This is a genomic window from Actinocrinis sp. (assembly GCF_035938995.1).
Classification (GTDB): domain Bacteria; phylum Actinomycetota; class Actinomycetes; order Streptomycetales; family Catenulisporaceae; genus DASZGI01.
The window spans coordinates 1-22,222 of record NZ_DASZGI010000322.1; the positions used below are offsets into that span (position 1 = coordinate 1).

Below are 22,222 nucleotides of genomic sequence, written 5' to 3' on the forward strand. Positions count from 1 at the left end.
TCGGTCTCGCTGGTCCAGTGCTCGACCCGCTCGGCCAGCTCCGGCGCCACGCCGCTGAGGTACTCGTGGATCTCCTTGTAGGCTTCGTCGCCCGAGACGATGAGCTTGGTGAAGTCCTCGTTGAAGATGTCCCGGATGACCCGGACGGTCAGGTCCGGCTCGCCGTAGAGCAGCGCGGGCGCGTTCGCGGTGCGCGAGCGGCGCTCGATCTCCTCCCACTGGGCGACCAGCCGCTCGACGTCCTTGGCCAGCTCCTCCTCGCTCGCCCCCTCCGCGGCGGTGCGCACGATCACGCCGCCGTCCTCGGGAACGACCTTCTTGAGGATCTGCTTGAGCCGGGTGCGCTCGTTGTCCGGCAGCTTGCGGCTGATGCCCATCATCGAGCCGCCCGGGATGTACACCAGGAAGCGGCCGGGCAGCGAGATCTGGCTGGTCAGCCGGGCGCCCTTGTGGCCGATCGGGTCCTTGGTGACCTGCACGAGCACCGGCTGGCCGGACTTGAGCGCCGACTCGATCCGCTTGGGCTGCCCCTCGAGGCCGGCCGCGGCGAAGTTCACCTCGCCCGCGTACAGCACCGCGTTGCGGCCCTTGTTGATGTCGACGAACGCCGCCTCCATCGAGGGCAGCACGTTCTGCACCTTGCCGAGGTACACGTTTCCGACGTACGAGACCGAGGACTCGCGGTTGACGTAGTGCTCGACCAGCACGCCGTCCTCGAGCACCCCGATCTGGGTGCGGTTGGCGGACTGGCGCACGACCATCACCCGCTCCACCGACTCGCGGCGGGCCAGGAACTCGGCCTCGGTGACGATCGGGGCGCGGCGGGACCGGGTGGCGCGCCCGTCCCGGCGGCGCTGCTGCTTGGCGGCCAGCCGGACCGAGCCGCGCACGCCCAGCACGTCGTCACTGGTGCGCAGCGAGTCGGGCTCGGCTTGGCGGCCGGAGCGGCGCTCGCGCGGCTCGCGGATCTTGACCACCGTGTTCGGCGGGTCGTCGACGCTCGGTGTGCCGCCGGCCAGATCCTCGGCGGTCTGCCGACGGCGGCGGCGCCTGCGGCGGCGGCTGGAGCCTTCGCCGGCGCCGAGTTCTGTCTCGCCGTCCGCGTCGTCGTGGGCGGCTTCTTCTTCCGCGTCGTCATGGGTGACGGGCGGCTCGGCGGCGGGCGCGGCGACCTCCGCAGGCTGCCCGCGGCGCCGGCGACGACGCCGCGACTCGCGCTCGGCGGTCGGAGCCTCCTCGGCGGCCGGTTGGAGCGCGGCGGCCGGCTTCTGCTCGTCGGCAGCGGGCTCGTCCGTCGTCGCGCCTTCGGTCGGCCTCGGCTTGCCTTGCGCGGCGGTCGCACGCGTGCGGGTGCGCCGGGCCGGCTCGGAGACGACAGGGGCCTGGAAGATCAGCGCTCCGGGGCGCAGCGCGGGCGGCTGCTGGACCGGCGCCACCTCGGCCTCGGTCTCCTCCGCCGCAGGTTCTTCTTCGTCCTCCTCGACGGCGGGCAGCTGGACGGGCGGCTCGGCGACGGTCTTGGCGGGCGCGCTCGCGCGCTTACGGGTCCGGCGCGGCTTAGCCGGAGCCGTCTCTTCTGCGGGCTCGGGCGCAGGCTCGGCTGCCTCGACAGGCGCCGCGGCGGTGGCACGGGTGCGCCGACGACGCGTGGTCGTCGGCGCGGCCTCCTCCGCTGCTGCCGATGTGCCCACGGCAGCAGCGGCCTTCTCCTCAGGCGCTGCTTCGTCGGCCGGCGCAGCAGCCGCAGTCACAGCGGTGACCTTCTTGGCCGCCGTCTTGCGGGTGCGCTTCGGCTTGGCCGGTGGCTCGGCCGCGGCGTCGGCTGCCGCAGCTTCAGCCTCAGTCGGCTTGCCGGCGGGCCGGCTCGCGGCGCGACGCCTGCGCGGCGCGGGCGAAGCGGTCTCGGCGGCCTCGTGAACGCTCCCGGCGGACATGTCGGCAGCGCTCAGTGTGTCTTCTGTGGGTTCCGGGCTTGTGCCGGAACCGTTGGGCTCGTGTTCGAGCATTCGGGCGGTTCTCCCGTCGTGGCCCCCGGGCGCTCGGGCTGCCGCACCGCGTTCGGTGGGCGTCGGCGCCGCGCAGGGGCTCGTCGTACGCGTAAAAGTCAGGTGTGCCGGACCGGGCGTGTCGCCGAGTCGGGCCGTCGTGCGGGCCGCGCGGGGCGCGTTCCCGCGAGCAGTCATACCCCGGAATCGGGGCTTTCGATGCTCGCCGGCCCGGAATTCGCCGAAGCGCTCCGGTCAGGGGTCATCGGGTCGGCCACCGGCCACGCCCGCGACGGCTGGGCGAGCGGGCCCTGCGCCAGCCTGGTCACCCGTGGGGTGACCGGCGGCACGAGTCCGCCGACGGAGCCGAGTCCGGTCAGGACGTCATCGGGGCGGACGGCCGGAGTGGTGTGCCGGACGACCACTTGCAGTATCGCACAGGCAGACGAGCGGGTCTTGTGTCCACCTTTAGGCAGACCATCCTCCACAGTGAGTGACACAACGGCTGAACGGGCGTCAAAGCTCCGCATACCGGACTTGGTCAGCCGTTCCACCTCGACGGTCGCCGCCTCCAGGAAGGCGTCCACCGCCTTGGCGGCCTCGTCCGGTTGGACCTGCGGCAGTTCGATCCGCCAGACGGACGCCTCTAGGCGATCGACGAGCGACGCGGTGGCCGCCTCGACGATTTCCAGGATGTCCAGATCGGGCGGCAGCGCCGCGTCGAGTTCGGCGCGCAGCCGGTCTGGGTCGATCCGCTCGGCGACCCCGATCTCGACATACTCCGCTTCGCTCGCTGTACCGGTCGGCGCCGCCCCGGCCCAGGAGATGCGTGGGTGCGGGGAGAATCCGGCCGAGTACGCCATCGGCACCTGCGCCCGCCGCAGCGCTCGCTCGAATGCGCGCTGGATGTCGCGGTGGCTGGTGAAGCGCAGCCTGCCGCGTTTCGCATATCGGATCCGCAGACGCTGGACCACAGGTGGCGGGGGAGGGCCTTCGGGGGTGCGCTTGGACAGTTTTCTCACCGCTTCTGGATCGCTGCTTCGTCGTTGCCCAGGCGACTGTTACTTCTGCTTTAAGGGTACGGCGCGTCGGCGAGCGCCCGGGACCACCGCTGCGAGCGCCGGCCCTTAGTGCAGGTCGCGCAACCGCTGTGCCAGTGTCGCCGCGAGCGCCGACAGGTTGATCTCGTTGTCCGGGGAGCCCTGGAGATCGGAGTTGGTGACCACCGCGACCGCCGTGCCGACCCGCACCGCCGCGCCGTTCATGACCATCGTCTGGCCGCCGAGCACCACGTCGACGGTGAAGCCGATCGACTCGTCGCCGACTCGCGGCCCGGCGGTCATCTTCAGTGAGGCGCTCTCGCTCGCGCCGGTCGCGTCGGAGGCCTGGAAGGAGCTGCACCGGTTGAGCGCCGCGCCGAACTGGTTGGCGAACGTCGTCGCTTCCGTACTGTGGAACTCGAGCACCGTCTCGTCGAACTCGCCAAGGGCCGACGCCGGCGTATAGGCATCGCTGGCGTATGACGCCTCGCCGAAGCCGGTGTGGCCGATCGTGTTGAGGATCGTGTTGCAATTCGCCGAGCCGAGGTTGACGGTCGCGGCTGCGTCCGAGAGCGCCGCGCCGCTGTTCTGCGCGCTGGTCGGCTCTTCGCTGTAGTCGGATGGGAGATCCTTGCTGGCCAGCAGGACGCCCTTAAGCTGCGCGCCGTTCGGTACGTCGTGCTGGGTGGAGACCGCTGTGGGCGTCGTAGCAGCCGCCCCTCCGCCGGTGCACGCCGCCAACGTCAGGATCGGCACTATAAGCAGCGCCGCGGCACCTGATGCACGCGCTGCGCTGCGCGCCCGTCTCCGCAAAGCCATGCCGGGCACTTTAGCCCTAATTACTGAGCGGTAGGTAAGGCGTCGTCAGGGGTGCCCGTTCTCCGTGTCCTGCTTGCCAGCGGCCTGCTTCGGTGCGTTACACAGCGCCTCGTAGCCGACACCGGTAGCTTCCGCCGATGCAGACCACAGCCGTGCGGCCAGCTCGGGATCGCGTGCGGTTCGGCTCGGCGCGGCGCGACCCGGGGCCCCGCGCACGCCGAGGCGCGGACCGAAGTACTGGCCGCTCGCGGCGGCCGGGTGCGTGGCGGCGTACAGAGACGGCAGTGCGCCGTCCGCCGTCGACTGCGCGCCGAGGGCCGTGCTCGCCTGCGCGATCGGGCCGATCAGCTTGCGCTGCCCGATGCTGGCCCGCGCGACCAGCTCGGACCGGGTGAGTCCGGGGTGCACCGGGATCGAGCGCAGCGCCGTGCCGCAGGACCGGGCCAGCCGGTCGAGTTGAAGGGCGAACAGCAGGTTGGCCAGCTTCGACCGGCTGTACCCGACCCAGCGGGAACCGTGCGGCAGGGTCTTGAAGTCGACCGGCTCGGACAGCCCGCCGCCGTTCGCGCCGTGGTGCGCCAGCGACGACACCGTGACGACGCGCGGCGCCTCGGCGGCCAGCAGCAGCGGCAGCAGGCGGCCGGTCAGCGCGAAGTGGCCGAGGTGGTTCGTGCCCAGCTGCAACTCGAAGCCGTCCGCGGTGACGTCCGGCGGCGGCGCCATCACCCCCGCGTTGTTGACCAGGATGTCCAGGTGCCCGGCCCGGTCGGCGATCTCCTCGGCGGCGTCCTCGACCGAGTCCAGGCTGGCCAGATCGATGCGCACCAATTCCACGGAGGCGTCCGGGCTGCGGGCCAGGATCGCGTCGCGCGCGGCGGTGCCACGCTGTGTGGCGCGGAACCCGACGAAGGTGCGCGCGCCGCAGCGGGCCAGCTCACGGGCGGTCACCAGCCCGATGCCCGCCGAGGCGCCGGTCACCAGCGCGACGCGGCCGTGCAGGTCGGGCATGTCGGCGATCTGCCACCCCTTCCAATGCACCACGCTGAACAGTCTTGCGGAGGGCCAGCACCGCGTCCATGGCATTGCGCAAATAGCACCGCGCAATTGTTCAGAAGCGGTGCGAACTCTGCGTGATCAGATGCTGCTCAGGCAGGCACGGTTTGCGCAAACGCCGGGGACGCGGCACCTAAGGGTAAGCGGCGAATTCGAACATATTGTCTGCGCAAGGCGGTCTGCGCCTAAAGCGTTTATTTCGTCGAGCGCGCTTTGACCATGGTGCCTGGCGGGCACCGGGGAGGGGTCTACCTCCCCGGCATGCACGCGTCCCGCTACAGCTACAGCAGCGCCTCGATCGCGGAGACGACTTCGGGCGCGTCCGGCTCGGTGCGCGGGTTGAACCGGGCGACCACGTTGCCCTCGCCGTCGAGCAGGAACTTCTCGAAGTTCCACCGGATGTCGCCGGTGTAGCCCTCGGCGTCGGCGGCCTTGACCAGTTCCTGGTACACCGGGTGCCGGTGCTCGCCGTTCACGTCGGTCTTCTCGAACAGCGGGAAGGTGACGCCGTAGGTGGTCGAGCAGAAGGTCTGGATTTCCTCGGCGGTGCCCGGCTCCTGGCCGCCGAACTGGTTCGACGGGAAGCCGACCACCGAGAAGCCGCGGCCCGCGTAGGCCTCATGCAGCTTCTCCAGCGCCGTGTACTGCGGAGTCAGCCCGCACTTCGAGGCCACGTTCACCACGAGCACGGCCTTGCCGGTGTGCTCGTCCAGGCTGGTCGCCTCGCCGTCCAGCGTGGTCAGCGGGATGTCCTTGATGCTCATCCGGGGTTGATCCTCCCAGTCGCGGGCGTGTTCGTCTGGTCCTACTCGTCAGAGTCTTCCGGCGAGGAGCCTTCGTCCGCGTCATTCTCCCCGGGCTCTCGGTCCTCTGGCCGTTGACCCCACCGCCGATACATAGCGCCGCCGATGCGGTCGCCGATTCCCGCCGCGTCCCGGGCGAACTCGCGCACCTTCGCCATAAGCGGGTCGCCGCTGTTCTTCACCGACTCTGCATAGGCGTCGGCCGCTTCCTTAGCGTCGTTCGTCGCCGAGGCGGTCGGATCGTCGCCGCGGCGCGGGTACTCCCCAGCCAGGACCCGGCTGTATCCGCCGGTCTCGATCCACCGGGTCAGCTCCAGCGCGCGCACCGACGGGAACGGATGCGTCTGCGGGCGCCTGGCGTCCAGGAGGAACGACAACTTGAGCAGCGAGTCCCCTATGTCGCCGCCCGACTCGTACTCGCGCGCCTGGTCCAGAAACGCCATCGGGTTCATCTCGTGCACGTGTGCGCCGCCGGCCATCTTCATCTGCGTGCGCACCGCGGCCTCAATGTCCTGCCCCACCAGCAGGCCGGCCCGGTCGCTGGACAGCTCCGCCTTCCGGAACCACTCCATCAGCGCGAGGATCAGCGCCCGGATACCCATCTCGCCGCCGGGCAGCCAGCCGATCACCCCGCTCAGGTTCATCAGCCAGAGCAACATCGTGCGGTACACGGCGTGGCCTGAGAACGCGTGGCCCACCTCGTGACCGACGACGAACCGCAACTCCTCCTCGTCCAGCAGCTCCACCAGTCCGGTGGTCAGTACGATCATCGGCTTGTCCAGGCCGATGGTCATCGCGTTGACCCCGGGCGACTGCATGACGAACATGCCGGGCCGCTCCGGGATGTCGAGGATCTCGCAGGCGTCGGTCAGCAGGGTGTCCAGCCGGGGGAACTGCCGCTCGGACACCTGCACCGCGTTGGCCAGCAGGAGCAGGCGGATGCGCCGCCCGCCGATCAGTCCGCCGAGCTTGCGCAGCAGCAGGTCGAAGCCGTTCAGCTTGCGCAGCGCGGTGAGCGCGGCACGGTCGGCGGGGTGCTCGTAGGCCCGGGAGCTGATCTGCGGGAACCGCTTGCGGCTGCGGTCCGGCGCCCGGTCCTGGAGAGTTTCCTGAGACATCGGTGCCCCTTCACGGCGGTGCGGGACCAGCCCCGCTCCGCTCACAGTACCGACCCGGCGTCTGGCGTGGCGTGCTGCGCCGCGTATCGTCGTGAGGACCGACACGCAGCACTCGCAGTACAGGACGGACCTTTCCCATGCACTCGACCGCCATGGCTCTGCATCAGGCCTACCTGGCCGTGAACGCCCCGGACACCACGCCCCCGGGCATCTTCCTGCGCCTGTACATCTTCGGCGGCCTCGCGGTCGTCGTGCTGATCGCCTGGCTGGTTCTGCGCGGGTACCGCGACACGGGCGACAAGAACCGCAAGTAACGCACCCTGCGCGCTTCCCGCGCGCACCGGCGCCCTAATATTTGTGCCGACATATTTGTGCCGACTCACCGCTCCCTCGCGAGAAACGAGCGTCTCCATGCACCTGCTGCACGTCGTGGCCGAAGGCGAAGGCCGGTACTCGGGCATCAATCCCACGCTCAACGCCATCGTCGTGATGGCGATCTTCATCGTGCTGCTGTTCCTGGTCACCCGGCTCAATCGAGACAAGTAGACCGTCACTGAATAGGACGAACAGCCCAAGCCCTGGTGTGGCCCCGGGGCGGGCCAGGTAGGGTCGGTGCGCATGAGCGGTCCCCAGCCCGGCCCGGAGCGGCCCCGCCCATACCGGCGCAAGGCGCGGGTCGGCGTCATGGGCGGCACCTTCGACCCGATCCACCACGGCCACCTGGTCGCGGCGAGCGAGGTGGCGTCGCTGTTCGACCTCGACGAGGTGGTGTTCGTCCCGGCCCGGGAGCCGTGGCAGAAGGCCGAGCGCAAGGTCGCCTCGCCCGAGGACCGCTACCTGATGACGGTGATCGCGACCGCGTCGAACCCGCGCTTCTCGGTCAGCCGCGTGGACATCGACCGCGGCGGCCCCACGTACACCGTCGACACGCTGCGCGATCTGCGCGCCGAACGCGGGCCGGACACCGACTTCTTCTTCATCACCGGCGCCGATGCACTTGACCAGATCTTCTCCTGGCAGGACGCGGACGAGCTGTTCGAGATGGCCCACTTCGTCGGCTGTACCCGCCCCGGTCACCAGCTCTCCGACCCGGGACTGCCGGTGGGCAGGGCGTCGCTGGTGGAGATCCCGGCGCTGGCCATCTCGTCCACGGCTTGCCGCGAAAGGGTCCGCCGGGGCGAGCCGGTGTGGTATCTGGTACCCGACGGAATCGTCCAGTACATCAACAAGCGCGGGTTGTACCGCGATCCGGCGGACGGAGGCACGCACCTCGGCCAGCCGTACACCTCGGAGCCGCGAGAAGCCACCACGGAGGAGCCGTGACCGGAACCGGCCGCCGACGCAAGCCGAACCCGGACGAGGAAGCGCTGCCGACGCCGCCGCCCGCGTCGCAGGCACCGCAGGCGCCGGCCGAGCATTCGTATGACTGGCGCCAGACCTCCGCTCCCGGCCAGGCTCCGCCGCCAGGGCCGGTGTTCGACGGCTACAGCAGCAGCGGTTCGGTCTACAACCCGGTCGGTTACGACCTTCAAGACCCGTATTCTCCGGCGGCTTATGGCGCGCCGGCACCAGCGCACGGCACTGACGCTGGCCCCGGCGCCGGGCTCGATCGCACTCGTTCCCCCGAGCCCAACGCCGTTCCCGACGGCGCAGGTCTCTTCGACGACTCCGACCTCTTCGGCACCGGTACCGTCCACATTCCCGCTCAGGCCCCGTCGCCCGCACCCGCTCCGTCTCCCGCGTCGGACGCTCCGGTCGAATCCGAGCCTGCCGCCGACGCACCCCGCCCCCAAGACGGCTACACGGCCGCCGATTTCGCCTTCCTCGACGAGGAGACCGGTCACGACGTCAAGGGTTGGCTGACCTTCGTCGAGTCGCGCTCGGAGAGCCGGGCCGACCGAATCCGCCGCTTCCGCCGCCGCCTCATCGGCGCGGGAGCCGCTGCCGCCGTGGTCGGCGCGTCTGTTGGCGCATACCTGCTGTTCAGCGGCGGCGTGCTGAGCAACTCCGGCCCAACCAAGTCGGTGATCCTGCTCCAGGTCAGCGACACCACCGGAGACGCGGTCGGGGACGCGCTGCTGGTCGCCGACCGGTCCGCGACTCCGTCGGCCACCCCGAGTGGCGCTGCGAAGGGTTCCTCCGGCTCCGCCGCCGCCGTCCTGATCCCGTCTCAGATGCTGGTGAACACCACCGGATTCGGCTCACAGCCCTTTGGCGGCCAGATGTCCCAGTCGATCCCGGCCGCCGGTAAGGACACCGTCGCCGACGTGCTCGGCGTCACCATCGACGGGGTCTGGCGGATGGACGAGACGACGTTCGCCGCGTTGATCGACGAGATCGGCGGGGTGCAGGTGACCACGGACACCACCGTTCCGGCCGCTACCGCGAGCGCCGAACCCACCGCCCCGGCCATCGCGAAGGGCAGCGAGAAGCTCACCGGCGCGCAGGCGGTCTCGTACGCCACCTACAGCGCGCAGGGCGACTCGCCCACCGCCCAGATCCAGCGCTTCGGGCAGGTGGTGACCGCGCTGCTCGCCGTGCTGCCGACCGAGGCGACCTCCATCACGGCGGACCTCGGCCACATCGGCATCATCGACGATCCGTCGCTGCCGGAGAGCGGGCTGAGCCCCATCCTCGCCTCCCTCGCGTATGAGCAGCAGGCGGGCGCCTTTACCGTTCAGGCGCTGCCGCTGCGCACCGACGGCTCCATGGAGATGGACTACACCGCCGCCGCACCGATCGTCACGAGGCTGCTCGGCGGGGCGCTGAAGGCGGGGGCAGCGGCCGGGCAGCTCTCGCGCGTACTGGTCGAGGACGCATCCGGCCATACCGCCGACCAGTCCGCGTACGTGCGGGCGGCGGCCCAGGCCAAGCTGTCGAACGCCGGATACACGTACATCGACGGCGCGAGCGTGGCCAGGCGCGGCACCAGCGTGGTCGAGGTGCCCACGCAGGACCAGCACGACGCCGCGGTGCAGGTCGCCGCGACGCTCGGACTGCCCGCGAACGACGTCCACGTGGTGCCCGGGATGCCCACGATCGCCGACGTGACCGTGTTTCTCGGCGCCGACTGGCCGGCGCTGGCCGGGGTGACCGTGCCGCCGGCCGGGTCCGGCAAGACCACCGCCTCGCCTTCCCCGTCGGCCAGCCGACGGAAGTAGCGAGGAAAACCCGTCGTCGCTCCATGAGACCCTGGTAGCTGATCGACCGACCAGCCGACTTGAGAGGTAGTGGCTCATTGACAGCGACCGACCGGGCGAAGGAGCTCGCGATCGCGGCGGCACAGGCGGCGTCGGACAAGCTCGCTGACGACATCGTCGCCTACGACGTGAGCGACGTATTCGTGATCACCGACGCGTTCGTGCTCGCGTCCGCTCCCAACGACCGGCAGGTGCGGGCCATCGTGGACGCGGTGGAAGAGCGGCTGCTCGGCCTCGGCGCGAAGCCGGCCCGGCGTGAGGGGGAGCAGGAGGGCCGCTGGGTGCTCCTGGACTACATCGACATCGTCGTGCACGTCCAGCACGCCGAGGAGCGCACCTACTACTCGCTCGAGCGGCTGTGGAAGGACTGCCCTGTGCTGGCCCTCCCCGCCTCGGTGACCAGCGGCCGCTCCACCGGACCCGGTCCCCTCCCCGGTGCCTTCGCCAACTCAGCGATCCACACAGACGCTGTCAACGGCCACGTCGCAACCCGCTCCGACGGCGACATCGACACCGACTCCAACCCCGGCACCGAGGACGACGCGCCCGCCTCCACCCGCGAACCCGGCGGTGAGGCGTGACCATAGCCGCTGACCGGCACACTTACTCCGCACCCGGCCGTCGCGTCGTGATCTGGCGTCACGGCCGGACCGCATGGAACCTCGAGGGCCGGTTCCAAGGGCAGAGCGACGTCTCGCTCGACAAGGTCGGCCGCGAACAGGCACGCAAGGCCGCACGCCTGTTGGCCGCCCTCAAGCCGCACGCCATCGTCTCGTCCGACCTGGCCCGGGCGGCAGACACGGCGGAGCAGCTCGCCCGCCTCACCGACCTGCCGGTCGCGCTGGAGAAGGGCCTCAGGGAGACCTTCGCGGGCAGTTGGCAGGGCCTGACCGACGCCGAGCTGCGCGAGCGTTTCCCGGACGAGTTCGCGGCCTGGAAGCGCGGCGAGGGAGTTCGCCGTGGCGGCGGGGAGACGGAAACCGAGGTCGCCGACCGGGTCGTACCGGCCATCCTCCGGGCCCTCGAAGGAGTGCCCCCGCGCGCGACCCTCGTCGTGGTCAGCCACGGCGGCTCCTCCCGCGTGGCGATCGGCCGCATGCTCAAGCTCCCCCCGGAGCATTGGGGCAGCCTCGGCGGCCTTTCGAACTGCTGCTGGTCCGTCCTCGGCGAGGCGACACGCGGCTGGCGCCTGCTGGAGCACAACGCCGGATCATTGCCAGAACCGGTCATCGGGGACGACACCTAAGGATTTCACTTTTGCGTCCGGGGTTGGCTAATATGGCGGAGCCGTCCCAGCCGGAGGAAATCCCCAGCTCGGCGGCTACGTGAATAAGGGGCCATAGCTCAGCTGGTAGAGCATCTGTCTGGCAGACAGAAGGTCAGGGGTTCAAGTCCCCTTGGCTCCACTGGTGCGGTCTTTCGTGAACTTTCGCCGGCAAGAGCGGCGAATCGAAGGACCGTGGGAGTGATCTTCGCGGCGGTACCGTCCATCTGGCGGTGCCGCCGTTGTCGTGCTTGGGGGGACAGCACCGTTCTGAGCGCGTCACATCGCCCGGCAGGTGTCGTGTCGCACGTCTGCTCTTTGCCAGTCGCTGAGGCTTTCGTGCCATCGTGCGCTGTAGAGGTATGACATCACCCAAAACCGCCGGAGGGCTCCGGATTGCTGCCAGCATGGTGGCACGTTCTCGTCCAGGTCGAAGGCTGCGGAGGGCCGGCAGTGGAGTTGCAGGCGAAGGGCGTCGCCAACAGTTCTACGGTGCGCCGGATCCTTCTCGGCTCGCTGCTGCGCCGGCTGCGGGAGTCCAAGGGCATTGCGATGCGGGAGGCCGGCTATCACATCCGTGCCACCGAGTCGAAGATCAGCCGCTTGGAGACCGGGAAGGTCTCGTTCAAGGAGCGGGATGTCGCCGATCTGCTGACGTTCTACGGCGTGGTGGACGAGAAGGAGCGCGACCAGGTGCTGGACCTGGTGCGTGAGGCGAACACGCTGGGCTGGTGGCACAGCTTTGGCGGGGTCTTGCCTCCCTGGTTCGAACCCTTCATCGGCCTCGAATCGGCCGCCTCGGTCGTGCGGACTTACGAGATGCAGTTCATTCCGGGTCTGTTGCAGTGCCCGGAGTACGTCAGTGCTGTGGTATCGGCCAACCACATGTTGGCGGCCGCAGAGCTCGAGCGCCGCGTTGAACTGAGGATGCGAAGGCAAGAGTACTTGCAGCGAGAGAACGGGCCGGTGCTCTGGGTTGTGCTGGACGAGGCCTCGCTACGCCGTCCGATGGGTGGACCGGACGTGATGCGTGCCCAGGTGCGCTACCTGATTGAGCAGGCGAGCCGGCCGAACGTCACCATCCAGCTGTTGCCGTACGCGGTCGGCGCGCACGCGGCGGAGGGCGGCGCGTTCACCCTGCTGCGCTTCACTGAGTCGGATCTGCGCGACGTGGTCTACCTGGAACACCTGACGGGTGCCCAATACATCGAGAAGCCCGAGGACGTGGAGCAGTACACGCGGGCGATGGACCAGATCTCGGTCGACGCGCTGCACCCCGACGCCACGATCAACGTGCTCGAGTCCCTGCTCAAATAGCCAAATAGGCGGCCCGGTGGACGTTGAGTAACCGCTTATGGGGTCTTGAGGTCGCCTGAACATTCGGCTCGGAGTGTGGTCGGTGGTTCCGTCCGGGCGCGAGCGGGGTGATGGCGATGCTGTACAGGGCGTACGCAGGCGCCGCCGATCTGCACGCCTCGGTGCCGGAGCTGGTCGAACGGCTGGGGCTCGCGGTGGAGGTGGACGATCATGTTGACGCATACCTGTACGCGTGTGGGATCGGGCAGGTCGTCGAGGACAGGCTGGACGGTACCGACTCGATCTTGCGGCGGGTGGTCCGGTGTCTGGACGCGCGGGGCGGGGCGGCGGGAGAGCGGCTGCGGAACGGGGTGGACGCGGCTGCGGCGGTGGCGTGGTCTCCGGCGAGGCTCGCGTTGCGGCGGTGGCACGGCCAGATCTCCGCGCTGACGTCCACGCTGGCAGATGCGGTGCTCGCTGGTTCTGGGGACGCCGCGTTAGTGCCGTTGGGCTTGGCGGACGCTCTGGGCGTTGTTCCGGGGGGCGCTGGCCGGCTGTTGGCCGGGACTGTGCTGCGGCAGCCGTCGTGCTTCCGCAGTTTCGACCAACGGCCCGGTGACGTCCGCGAACTGGCCGCACGATTTGCCGATCAGTACCCTGACCGCTCGCTGCCTGTGCTGGTCCTCGGGGTGCGCACGTCGGGCAGTTATCTGGCGCCGCTGCTCGGGTCCGCGCTTCGCTCGCTCCGGTATGCCGACGTGGTGGTGCGCACCGTTCGGCCGGGTGGGCGGTTGTTGCCGGGCGAGGGCCGGATGCTGCGGCGGCTGCGAGGCCGCGGTCTTGTCGCGCTGATCGACGACCCGCCGTCGAGCGGGGCCTCGCTTGATGCTGTGGCACGCGCCGTGGAGCGAGCGGGGTTCAGGAGGGATCGGGTTGTGGTCGTTTGCGCGGCGTTTGCGGATGGCGGGGTGACGGGGCGGCCGTGCGTAGTGCTTCCGGCTCGCGATTGGCAGATCCGCAGGGATCTGGGTCGGGAGTCGTTGCGGTGGCGGGTTGCTTCCGCTCTCCGGGACCCGGATATCGCGGTTGTGGAGTCGGAGCAGCCGGACATGCCGACGCGATCGCGGCATTTGGCGGTGCCGATCACGGTGCGGACCGGGGATGGGACGCGGCTGCCGATGGTGGCAGAGGCGGTGGGCCTCGGGTACTTGGGGCGGCACGCTGCGGAGATTGCCCGCGAGTTGGGTGGTGAGGTGCCGCGGGTGTACGGCGTTGTCGACGGCGTGATGATCAGGGCGCGTATGGCGGGGGAAGGGCGGGAGCGCGGGGCGGGTGTGCCGCCGGAAGTGGTCGCGGATTACGTGGACTGTCGCCGACGCGCATTGCTGGTTCCCGCGGATCGCAGCGTCCTGCTCAGCGGTCGTCAGCCGGCCTGGGAGATCGCTGCGCGGATCTTGGCGCGCGGATTCGGTCGGCTCGGCACGCCGGTGCGGCCGCTGCTGGTCGATCCGCTCATGCGCGCGTTGTCGAAGTCTGATCAGCCCTGTCTGATCGACGGCGATACGGTTCCCGGGCTGTGGTACTCGGACGACATCGGCGGGTGGGCCAAGACGGCGTTCGCCGACGGGTGTTTCAGCCATCTGGACTTGGCGAGTTACGACGCCCTTTACGACCTGGCGGCCGCCGCGGTCGCGGAACCGGTATCGGAGGACCGGCTGCTGGCGCGCTACGAGCAGGTCAGCGGTGAGCACGTTCCTGCTTCGCGCTGGTGCGTGTACAAGCTCGTGCATGCGTGGAATGCGCACCGGCGGGGTGGGGCCAGCCCTCGGCGACAACAGGCGCAGGCGGTGCGGCGGTTCTTGGCCGACCTGTTTCTCGCGGATCTCGAAAGCGAACCGCAGGGGCCGTGGTGCGCGCTCGACGTCGACGGGTGCCTCGAGAACGACGCGTTCGGGTTCTCCGTCTCTTCGCCGTCCGGGGCGATGGCGCTGCGGGCCTTGCGGGCACACGGGCTCAGGGTGGTGCTGGCGACGGGGCGGTCGCTCGCTGAGACGCGGGACCTATGTGTCGAGTACAGGCTGTTCGGTGGCGTAGCGGAGTACGGCGCGGTGGCCTTCGAGGCTGCGAGCGGGCGTGACAGCACTCTGGTTCCGGAGCACGACGGGGAGTTGGCGGCGGCATTGGGCGCGATGCCGGGTGTCTCGGTGGATCGCGATTATCGGTGCTGCGTGCGGGCGTCTCGGGAGATTGAAGGGGGACGCAGCGGGTTGGGGGACGGGCAAGAGCTGGGGCTAAGGGAGGTTCGGAACTACGCGGTGGTCGAAGGGGATGGGCAGACGGACTTCTTGCCGAGCGGGCTCGACAAGGCAGATGGAGTACGGGAGCTGATTCGGTGGGCAGGTGGCGGGGATCAGCAGGTCGCGCTGGCGGTCGGCGACAGCGCGCCCGATATCGCGATGCTCAAGGCGGCCGAGTTGGGCTTCGCGCCACGCAACGCGGATCGCGGAGTCATGGCGTCGGCCGGCATTCGCGTGCTTCGGCATCCGTACCAGGCAGGTCTCGCCGAGGCGGTGGGGCGGTTGCTCGGACACCGGGTGGGCGGCTGTCCGCTGTGTCGAATGCCCGAGTTGGAGGCTGAGGACCGCGCGCTGCTCGCGCTGCTGGCCATCCCCGAGGCCGGGCGATCGGGCGTGCCGGTCCGAGCGGCCAAGTTGGCAGTGGCGACACGACGGTTGGCCGGTCGGGCGGCGGCGTCATGAGTGGGCTGACATGGAGTGTGCGGACCGATGTCCCCACGGATGCTCCCGCCAACGCGCCCGAGCACGCACGGCCGAGGGGCGCTGCGGTCCGCCGCATCGCGTCCGGCGAGCCGCTGCTGCGCAACGGCCACCTGCTCTCCGCAAGCTCCGTGCTGACGTCTGTGCTCGGTGCCGGTTACTGGGCTTTAGTCACCCGGCTCTACCCGACGGACGCGGTCGGCCGGAACTATGCCGCCATCTCGGCCATGCTGTTCCTCGCCGGTGTCGGCCAGCTCAACCTCACCAACGTGCTGGTCAGGTTCGTCCCGGTGGCGGGCGCGCGGACCGGGCGGCTGGTCGCCCGGGCGTACCTGGCCGCCGCCGCGACCACCTTCGCGCTCGCGGTCGCGTTCGTGCTGCTGCTGCCCGAGATCTCGCCGGGTCTGGCGTTCCTGCACCGGCCGCTGGTCGGCGCCGGATTCGCCGCGGCGACCGCGGGCTACGCGCTGTTCGTGCTGCAGGACGGCGCGCTGACCGGCCTGCGCCGGGCGCACTGGGTCGTGCTCGAGAACGCGGTCTTCTCGGTGGTCAAGATCGGCGCGGTGGTGCTGTTCGCGCTGGTGGTCAAGCCCGGTGGCATCCTGCTGTCCTGGGCTGTCGGGCTCGCCGTCGCGGTCGCGGTCACCAATTCGTTCCTCTTCGGCCGCGCGATCCCGCTGCACGAGCGCGCGGCGCGGCGGCCGCGTCTGGCGACTACGCCTATGCAGCCGACGCCGACGACCGGCTACATCGTGTGCGACTATATCGGGGCGCTGTGCTGGATCGCCGCGACGACCTTGCCCCCGCTGATCGTCTTGGAGCGGCTCGGCGCGGCGCAGGCTGCTTACTTCTCACTCACATGGGTCATCGCGTACACGCTTTACTTGCTCAGCGCCAACATGGGCTCCTCGCTGATCGTGGAATCCGCGACCGATCCCGAGCGGCTGGCGCAGAACTGTCGGCGCGTCCTTGGGCACACCGGTGCGCTGCTGGCGATCTGTGTCCTGATCATGATCGCCGGGGCACCGGCGATTCTGCGCGTGTTCGGGGACGACTACGCCCGGCACGGCACCGGTCTACTCAGGTTTCTACTGCTCTCCGCGGTGCCGAATCTCGTCGTCGCGGTGGCGGTCAGCACCTGCCGGGCGCGACGCCGGATGACTGCGGTGATCGCGATCCTGGGGACGCTGTGCTCGCTTGCGCTCGTGCTGATCGTCGTGCTGTTGCCGGTGATGGGTGTCGAGGGCGCGGGGGTGGCTTGGTTGGCCGCACAGGGCGTTGTGGCCGCGGTGCTCCTGTGGCGGCGGTCGATCTGGTTGGGGTCGGCGGGAGGCGAGAAGGCGGGTGCGATCGGAGTTCCGCCGCGTGTGCTTGCCGGGTTCGTGCGGGAGCGCCTCGGCTGGTTCTTCTCGCTGCCGGGTGATCTGCGTTTGGGCCGCAGGCTGTCCAGTGAGGTGCAGCTGAACAGTCGTGGCGTCGAGAGTCACGTGTCGCGGACGGTGTCCGGCCTTTTGCTGATCCGATCACGCGGCCAGGCAGACCTCGTCGTCAAGCACCCGCTGAGCCCGCGCGCGCATTCGGCCCTTGAGCAGCAGTACGAGACCTTGCGCACGCTGTCCGAGGACGAGCGGCTCGGCGAGTGGCGCCGGCTGTTGCCGCAGGTCGTCTCCCTTGACTTGCTGGGTACCCGGCCGATGGCGCTCGAGGCTCGGCTGCCCGGCATAGATGCGTCCCGTGTGGTGCGCGAACGGCCCACGGCGGCGCGACGCATCGCAAAGGTCGCACTCGCCGCGATCGCGGAGCTGCACGAGGCGACTGGGCGGGTCGAGACCGTCGGCACTGAGCATCTGCGTCGATGGGTTGAGGCGCCACTCGCCGTGGTATGCAGGGAACTCGCGCCGTGTCAGACGCCGCATGGAGCGGCGGCGATCGACCTGCTGCGCCGCCGCCTGTATGAGGGCCTTGAGGGCAAGCGGGTCCTCGTGGCCTGGACTCACGGCGACTATCAGCCGGGCAACGTGCTCATAGACGCTGACCCGACGCGCATCACCGGCGTCGTCGACTGGTGCAGCGCGCACGCGGACGGACCGGCGCCCCTCGACGCGCGGCTGTTCTCTCTGGCAGTGCAGCGGGAGCTGGAGCGGTGCGAAATCGGCGACCTGGTCGTGCGCGCGTATCGGCGAGAGGGAGAGGCAGGGTTCGAAGTTACTGGAGTTGAAGCCGGCGGTGCCACGACCGTCGACGAGGTTTCGCTGCTGTTGCTGACCTGGCTCACGCACGTCGCCGACAACACCGCCAAATCCGCGCGCTACCAGCACAGTTGGCGGTGGCTTGCCAGGAACGTCGTCCCGGTGCTGCGTGAGGTGAGCCGATGACCGGCGATCCCGCTCTCCTGCTCTTGGCGCACACGCCGCCTCGACCTTTACAACCGGTCGACGTCAGAACGTACACGCCCCGGCACCGCCGCGAAGGGCGGCCTCGGCGTCTGAACCGCTCGTGGCGTCGCATGCTGGCACACGTCGCGCTCCCTGTCGCGGTGCTGTTGTGGATCGTCACGCTCCTCCGGAATGTGCAACTCGACCGCATGGGCGCCTTCGGGCTGATCAGCGTCCTGCCGATCACCTACTGGGTCGGCCTCGGCATGCTCACGCTCGGATTCGCGTTCGCTCTGCGCACTCCCGGCATCAGCGGCGTCTGGTTCCTCGGCTATGTCGTCGCGCTGATCGCGATGCTGCACGCCACCCCGACAGTGCTCTACGGAACGCTTCGGTATTCGTGGGCTTGGAAGCACGTCGCGGTCGTGGACTACCTGGTGAGCCACGGCGCCACCGACCCGACGAACGGGGTTCTGGGGGCGTACCACCAGTGGCCCGGATTCTTTGCTCTCAATGCGCTGTTCGTGCGCATGGCGGGGCTGCGGTCCGCTGGCTCGTACGCGGCGTGGGGACCGCCGGTCAACAACTTGCTGATGATCGGGCCGCTGGTGCTGATCTATCGCTCGCTGACCCGGGACCGGCGGCTCGTCTGGGCGGCGGTGTGGATCTTCTTCTCGAGCGCGTGGATGGGACAGGACTACTTCTCGCCGCAGGCTTTCGCGCTCGTCCTCTACCTGGCGGTAATCGGTGTCGTATTAAAGAGGCTGAATCGACAAGCCGCAGATTCGGCCGACTCGCAAGGCTCGCAGGGGTCGTCTGCCGCGGCGCGCCGCCGCCGCGCTGCCGTGATCTGGACCGCACTGCTTCTGCCGGTCATCGCCGCCGTCGCCTCTTCCCATCAGCTGACCCCGCTCATGCTGGTCTGCGCGCTGGGCATCCTCGCGGTGTCCTGGCGGCGCTGGCGGACCGTGCTACCGCTGCTTATCGCGTCGGTGCTGTTCACGGTGGGGTGGGCGGCAACCGTCGCGCGTCCGTTCATCGAGGCGAATCTGAGCTCGATCCTCACGTCCTTCGGCACTCTCGACGCGAACGCCGCGTCTCCGCTGAGCAATCAGGCCATTGCGAGCCCCGAACAACAGCTGATCGCGCACGTCGAGACCGCGAGCGCCGCCTTCATATGGCTCTTGGCTTTGGTCGCCGTCGTGAAGTGGCGCGGCCTGCGGCACAACCCGATCGTGCTGCTCGCCCTCGCACCATTGCCCTTGCTGGTGGCGAACGACTACGGCGGCGAGATGGTTTTCAGGGTTCACCTCTTCGCCTTGCCCGCCACCGCGTTCCTCGCGACGGCTGTCCTCTGGCGATCGCGCCGATGGCCACGCATCCAGGCCCTCGCGCTTCCGGCCGTGCTCCTCGCCCTGCTCAGCGGCTTCGTCCTCGGCTACTACGGCAAGGAGCGGATGAACTACTTCTCGCCCGCGGAGGTCTCGGCCGCCCAATTCCTGTTCCGCACGGCGCCGCACGGTTCGATGATCGTCGCGGCCACGAGCGAATACGCGGGCGTCTACACCGATTACTCGGACTACACGTACGTGTCCTGGCTCACCGACCAGACGCCCGCGCAGCTTGACGAGATCGCCGCGTACCCGCTCAGCGCCCTGGTGTCGGAACTGCGCGACTCGCACGGACGTCCGGCGTACTTCATCCTGACCCGCTCCCAGGAGGCCGAGATCGAACTGTCGGGGCTGCTGCCGCCCGCCGCGCTCACCCAAGTGGAGCAGATTCCGGGCAACGCTCCGGAGCTCACTGTGCTGTACCGGAACCAGGATGCGGTGATCATGGAATTGACCAACCAGCCGCGCAGCGTCCTGCTCCACTGGAAAGGAGCCCTCAGATGATCCGCCCGCGCTACCTTCGCTTAGGGCTCGCCGCGTCGGGCTGGCTCGCGCTCGCCGCGACCGCGCTTCCGGCCGGCACGCCGCCACGAGTGATCATCTCGTTCGTGTTTCTGCTGGTCTGCCCGGGCGCGGCGGCGACGCGTCTCGGCGATGCCGCGCTGCGGCGAAGCCGGCAGCGACTGGGCCGACTGGAGCTTTTCGTGCTGACGATCGCGCTGAGCTTGTCCATCGGCGCGCTCGTCGCCGAGGCTTTCTTGCTGACCCACAGCTTCAGCCCGACGCGCACCTTGGTCGTGTTGGCGGCGTTCACGTCGATCGCCGCGCTGTACCCGGTGGGGAAAGTCCGACTCATGCGCGCATCCTGGAACGATGCTCTCAGCCGCATCTTCCTGACGAAGGAGCCGCATTGACGCCCCGTAAACCGCGCATCCCCTTGCTCCCCGCGACCGCGCTCGGCGGTGTAGCGCTGCTCGTCGCGGCGTGCACATCGACCGGTGCTGCCCCGCCGACGACGGCTGGCTCTGCGGCTGCCTCTCCGCGTGCATCCAGTGCGGCGACAGGTGCGCCTTCCTCGGCGCATGCAGCCGCAGGCTTGCCGCGACCGGATCACGTCGTGGTGGTGATCGAGGAGAACCACTCGTACTCGGACGTCATCGGCAACTCGTCCGCGCCGTATATCAATTCACTGGCGGCGCAGGGTGCGAGCTTCAGCTCCTCGTTCGCGATCACGCATCCGAGCGAGCCGAACTATCTCGCGCTGTTCGCCGGCACCACCGAGGGCCTGAGCGACGACAGCTGCCCGCACACCTTCACCGACGCGAACCTGGCCAGCGAGTTGCTGGCCGCAGGCGACACGTTCACCGGGTACTCGGAGTCGATGCCCGCGGCCGGGTACACCGGGTGCACGGCGGGAGACTACGCGCGCAAGCACGCCCCCTGGGTGAACTTCACGAACGTGCCCGCGGCCGACAACCGGACGTTCGCTGCCTTCCCGAGCGATTTCACGACGCTGCCGACGGTCGCGGTCGTGGTGCCGAATCTGGCGGACGACATGCACGACGGCACCGTCGCGCAGGGGGACGCCTGGCTGCGGGCGAATCTGGATGCGTATGCGCGGTGGGCCCCGGCGCACAACAGCGAGCTCATCGTCACCTGGGATGAGGACGACAACAGCGCCGACAATCAGATCCCGACGTTGATCGTGGGCGCGGACGTCAAACCCGGTACATACAGCGAGACAATCAAGCACTACAGCGTGCTGCGCACCCTCGAAGACCTCTACGACCTGCCGCACGCGGGCTCGAGCGCCACGGCCGTGCCGATCACCGATATCTTCACGCCGAACCCGCCGTCCGCTTCGTCCTAGGGAGCACCGCCGACCGAACAAAGGAGGACGCGATGAGCAGGCCGCTCACCACTCGACGGGGTGCTTCGCTCGTCGCGGCTGCGGCGGTTGTCCTCGCTGCGGTCGGCTGCGCGGGCGACGCTGCAACTGAAGCGGCGACCGTGGCCCTTCCCGCGAACGCTGCCACGAAGGCGGCCGGAACCACGGCTATGGCGGGAACGGGCACGAAGGCGGTCGGAACCACAGCCACGGCGGGAACGGGCGCGTCCGGCTCGCCCTCTGCTGCTCCCAGCCAAACCCCCGCTGGTCCCTCGGGGCAGCCGATGCCGGTCGGCGACATCCCGGGCTGGCACCAGATCTTCGCCGACGACTTTTTGACCGACGTGCCGGTGGGCGGATTCTCCGGCTGCGACCCGGTGAGGCGAATCTGCTCCGGCCTGCCGTCCGACGTCGCGTCGAAATGGTGGGCCTACCCCGACGGCTGGCCGGACACTGACCAGCAGGGCATTTATACGCCCTCGAAGACGATCAGCATCTCCGACGGCATGATGCGTCTCGACCTGCACACCGAGAACGGCGTGCACATGGTGGCCGCGCCTCTGCCGAAGATTCCCGGCGCGAGCGGCAGCGAAGGCGGCCAGGTGTACGGCCGTTACGCGATCAGATTCCTGGTGGAGCAGCCGACTCCCGGCTACAAGGTTGCCTGGCTGCTGTGGCCGGACAGCGAGAACTTCCCCGAGGACGGCGAGATCGACTTCCCGGAGGGCAACCTGGTCGGCGTCATCAACGCCTACATGCACCACATGAACGGCACAAGCGACATGGATCAGGACGCGTACCAGACCAGCGTGCGGATCTCGTCGGGCTGGCACACCGCGGTCATCGAGTGGACGGCTCAGGCGGTCGACTTCTTGCTCGATGGCGCGACGATCGGGACCTCGACCAGCCGCGTTCCCTCGACACCGATGCACTGGGTCATCCAGAGCGAGACCGACGGCGTGACGCCCGACTCGTCGACCGCCGTCATCCTGATCGACTGGGTCGCGATCTACCGGCCGGACTGACGGCGCCGACGGCGGGACCTCCCATCTGCGTATCCTGACTCGGAAGGCGAACTTGTCTATACGGGTCTTTGTCTGTCATTCATCCGGCGGCAAGGTGACTTGTCTGGACAAGTAACTCCGGGCGGGAACGGTAGTCGGCGTCTGATCCCACTCGGCGCCGAGGGGCGGTCTCGCACGTGCCCGCTGCC

The 22,222-nt window shown here is 69.3% G+C and carries 19 protein-coding genes and 1 tRNA gene; 14 read left to right on the forward strand and 6 right to left on the reverse strand.

The genetic code is table 11. The annotated features are described in order from the left end of the window. The 6 genes from VGZ32_RS22885 to VGZ32_RS22910 form a co-directional block, all read right to left on the reverse strand. On the reverse strand, positions 1-1,934 hold a 1,934-nt coding region (locus VGZ32_RS22885), incomplete at its 3' end, for a ribonuclease E/G (protein ID WP_326888214.1). A gap of 245 nt (positions 1,935-2,179) precedes the next feature. After that, positions 2,180-2,959, reverse strand: coding sequence for a TIGR03936 family radical SAM-associated protein (locus tag VGZ32_RS22890; RefSeq protein WP_326888215.1), 780 nt, complete (start codon positions 2,957-2,959; stop codon positions 2,180-2,182). A 153-nt stretch (positions 2,960-3,112) separates the two neighbouring features. Continuing rightward, on the reverse strand, positions 3,113-3,844 hold the full coding sequence (locus VGZ32_RS22895; RefSeq protein WP_326888216.1) for a hypothetical protein: 732 nt from the start codon (positions 3,842-3,844) through the stop codon (positions 3,113-3,115). A gap of 45 nt (positions 3,845-3,889) precedes the next feature. Continuing rightward, the gene (locus VGZ32_RS22900; protein ID WP_326888217.1) at positions 3,890-4,885 is read right to left on the reverse strand and encodes an oxidoreductase; all 996 of its coding nucleotides are present in this window, start codon (positions 4,883-4,885) and stop codon (positions 3,890-3,892) included. A 293-nt stretch (positions 4,886-5,178) separates the two neighbouring features. Continuing rightward, positions 5,179-5,661 carry a glutathione peroxidase gene (locus VGZ32_RS22905; RefSeq protein WP_326888218.1) on the reverse strand — a complete coding sequence of 161 codons (483 nt, stop codon included), beginning with the start codon at positions 5,659-5,661 and terminating at the stop codon, positions 5,179-5,181. A gap of 41 nt (positions 5,662-5,702) precedes the next feature. Next, entirely contained in the window at positions 5,703-6,818 is a 1,116-nt protein-coding gene (locus VGZ32_RS22910; RefSeq protein WP_326888219.1) for a M48 family metallopeptidase, read from the reverse strand. Positions 6,819-6,970: 152 nt separating this feature from the next. On the opposite strand from VGZ32_RS22910, the gene VGZ32_RS22915 reads away from it, so the two are divergent. From VGZ32_RS22915 to VGZ32_RS22980, 14 genes are all read left to right on the forward strand, one after another. Continuing rightward, complete coding sequence (locus VGZ32_RS22915) at positions 6,971-7,132, forward strand: hypothetical protein (RefSeq protein WP_326888220.1); 162 nt, start codon at positions 6,971-6,973, stop codon at positions 7,130-7,132. A 97-nt stretch (positions 7,133-7,229) separates the two neighbouring features. Beyond that, positions 7,230-7,364, forward strand: a complete 135-nt coding sequence (locus tag VGZ32_RS22920; protein WP_326888221.1) for a hypothetical protein — start codon at positions 7,230-7,232, stop codon at positions 7,362-7,364. Positions 7,365-7,436: 72 nt separating this feature from the next. Continuing rightward, entirely contained in the window at positions 7,437-8,141 is a 705-nt protein-coding gene (nadD, locus tag VGZ32_RS22925) for a nicotinate-nucleotide adenylyltransferase (protein WP_326888222.1), read from the forward strand. Then, entirely contained in the window at positions 8,138-9,979 is a 1,842-nt protein-coding gene (locus tag VGZ32_RS22930; protein ID WP_326888223.1) for an LCP family protein, read from the forward strand. The genes nadD and VGZ32_RS22930 overlap by 4 nt, the downstream gene beginning before the upstream one ends. Before the next feature lie 77 nt (positions 9,980-10,056). After that, entirely contained in the window at positions 10,057-10,599 is a 543-nt protein-coding gene (gene rsfS, locus VGZ32_RS22935) for a ribosome silencing factor (RefSeq protein ID WP_326888224.1), read from the forward strand. 2 nt (positions 10,600-10,601) lie between these two features. Next, on the forward strand, positions 10,602-11,264 hold the full coding sequence (locus VGZ32_RS22940) for a histidine phosphatase family protein (RefSeq protein ID WP_414642584.1): 663 nt from the start codon (positions 10,602-10,604) through the stop codon (positions 11,262-11,264). Positions 11,265-11,351: 87 nt separating this feature from the next. After that, a tRNA-Ala gene (locus tag VGZ32_RS22945) sits at positions 11,352-11,424 on the forward strand. A gap of 317 nt (positions 11,425-11,741) precedes the next feature. Next, complete coding sequence (locus VGZ32_RS22950) at positions 11,742-12,599, forward strand: DUF5753 domain-containing protein (protein ID WP_414642585.1); 858 nt, start codon at positions 11,742-11,744, stop codon at positions 12,597-12,599. A gap of 110 nt (positions 12,600-12,709) precedes the next feature. Further along, a complete protein-coding gene (locus tag VGZ32_RS22955; protein WP_326888227.1) occupies positions 12,710-15,337 on the forward strand; it encodes an HAD hydrolase family protein in 2,628 nt (875 codons plus the stop codon). Next, a complete protein-coding gene (locus VGZ32_RS22960; protein WP_326888228.1) occupies positions 15,334-17,730 on the forward strand; it encodes a phosphotransferase in 2,397 nt (798 codons plus the stop codon). Before VGZ32_RS22955 ends, VGZ32_RS22960 begins: the two co-directional genes overlap by 4 nt. A 131-nt stretch (positions 17,731-17,861) precedes the next feature. After that, positions 17,862-19,625: a hypothetical protein gene (locus tag VGZ32_RS22965; RefSeq protein WP_326888229.1), complete on the forward strand. Its 1,764-nt coding sequence runs from the start codon at positions 17,862-17,864 to the stop codon at positions 19,623-19,625. Next, positions 19,622-20,035 carry a hypothetical protein gene (locus tag VGZ32_RS22970; RefSeq protein ID WP_326888230.1) on the forward strand — a complete coding sequence of 138 codons (414 nt, stop codon included), beginning with the start codon at positions 19,622-19,624 and terminating at the stop codon, positions 20,033-20,035. Before VGZ32_RS22965 ends, VGZ32_RS22970 begins: the two co-directional genes overlap by 4 nt. A gap of 56 nt (positions 20,036-20,091) precedes the next feature. Continuing rightward, positions 20,092-20,991, forward strand: a complete 900-nt coding sequence (locus VGZ32_RS22975) for an alkaline phosphatase family protein (RefSeq protein WP_414642586.1) — start codon at positions 20,092-20,094, stop codon at positions 20,989-20,991. A gap of 32 nt (positions 20,992-21,023) precedes the next feature. Beyond that, positions 21,024-22,034, forward strand: a complete 1,011-nt coding sequence (locus tag VGZ32_RS22980; protein WP_326888233.1) for a glycoside hydrolase family 16 protein — start codon at positions 21,024-21,026, stop codon at positions 22,032-22,034. Positions 22,035-22,222 lie beyond the last annotated feature (188 nt).

What these genes read in the sequence shown, in the direction of transcription:
- VGZ32_RS22895 (WP_326888216.1), bottom strand. Translation starts at nt 3,844, where the DNA reads ATGGCTTTGCGGAGACGGGCGCGCAGCGCAGCGCGTGCATCAGGTGCC.
- VGZ32_RS22905 (WP_326888218.1), bottom strand. Translation starts at nt 5,661, where the DNA reads ATGAGCATCAAGGACATCCCGCTGACCACGCTGGACGGCGAGGCGACC.
- VGZ32_RS22910 (WP_326888219.1), bottom strand. Translation starts at nt 6,818, where the DNA reads ATGTCTCAGGAAACTCTCCAGGACCGGGCGCCGGACCGCAGCCGCAAG.
- VGZ32_RS22915 (WP_326888220.1), top strand. Translation starts at nt 6,971, where the DNA reads ATGGCTCTGCATCAGGCCTACCTGGCCGTGAACGCCCCGGACACCACG.
- VGZ32_RS22920 (WP_326888221.1), top strand. Translation starts at nt 7,230, where the DNA reads ATGCACCTGCTGCACGTCGTGGCCGAAGGCGAAGGCCGGTACTCGGGC.
- nadD (WP_326888222.1), top strand. Translation starts at nt 7,437, where the DNA reads ATGAGCGGTCCCCAGCCCGGCCCGGAGCGGCCCCGCCCATACCGGCGC.
- VGZ32_RS22955 (WP_326888227.1), top strand. Translation starts at nt 12,710, where the DNA reads ATGGCGATGCTGTACAGGGCGTACGCAGGCGCCGCCGATCTGCACGCC.
- VGZ32_RS22960 (WP_326888228.1), top strand. Translation starts at nt 15,334, where the DNA reads ATGAGTGGGCTGACATGGAGTGTGCGGACCGATGTCCCCACGGATGCT.
- VGZ32_RS22965 (WP_326888229.1), top strand. Translation starts at nt 17,862, where the DNA reads ATGCTGGCACACGTCGCGCTCCCTGTCGCGGTGCTGTTGTGGATCGTC.
- VGZ32_RS22970 (WP_326888230.1), top strand. Translation starts at nt 19,622, where the DNA reads ATGATCCGCCCGCGCTACCTTCGCTTAGGGCTCGCCGCGTCGGGCTGG.
- VGZ32_RS22980 (WP_326888233.1), top strand. Translation starts at nt 21,024, where the DNA reads ATGAGCAGGCCGCTCACCACTCGACGGGGTGCTTCGCTCGTCGCGGCT.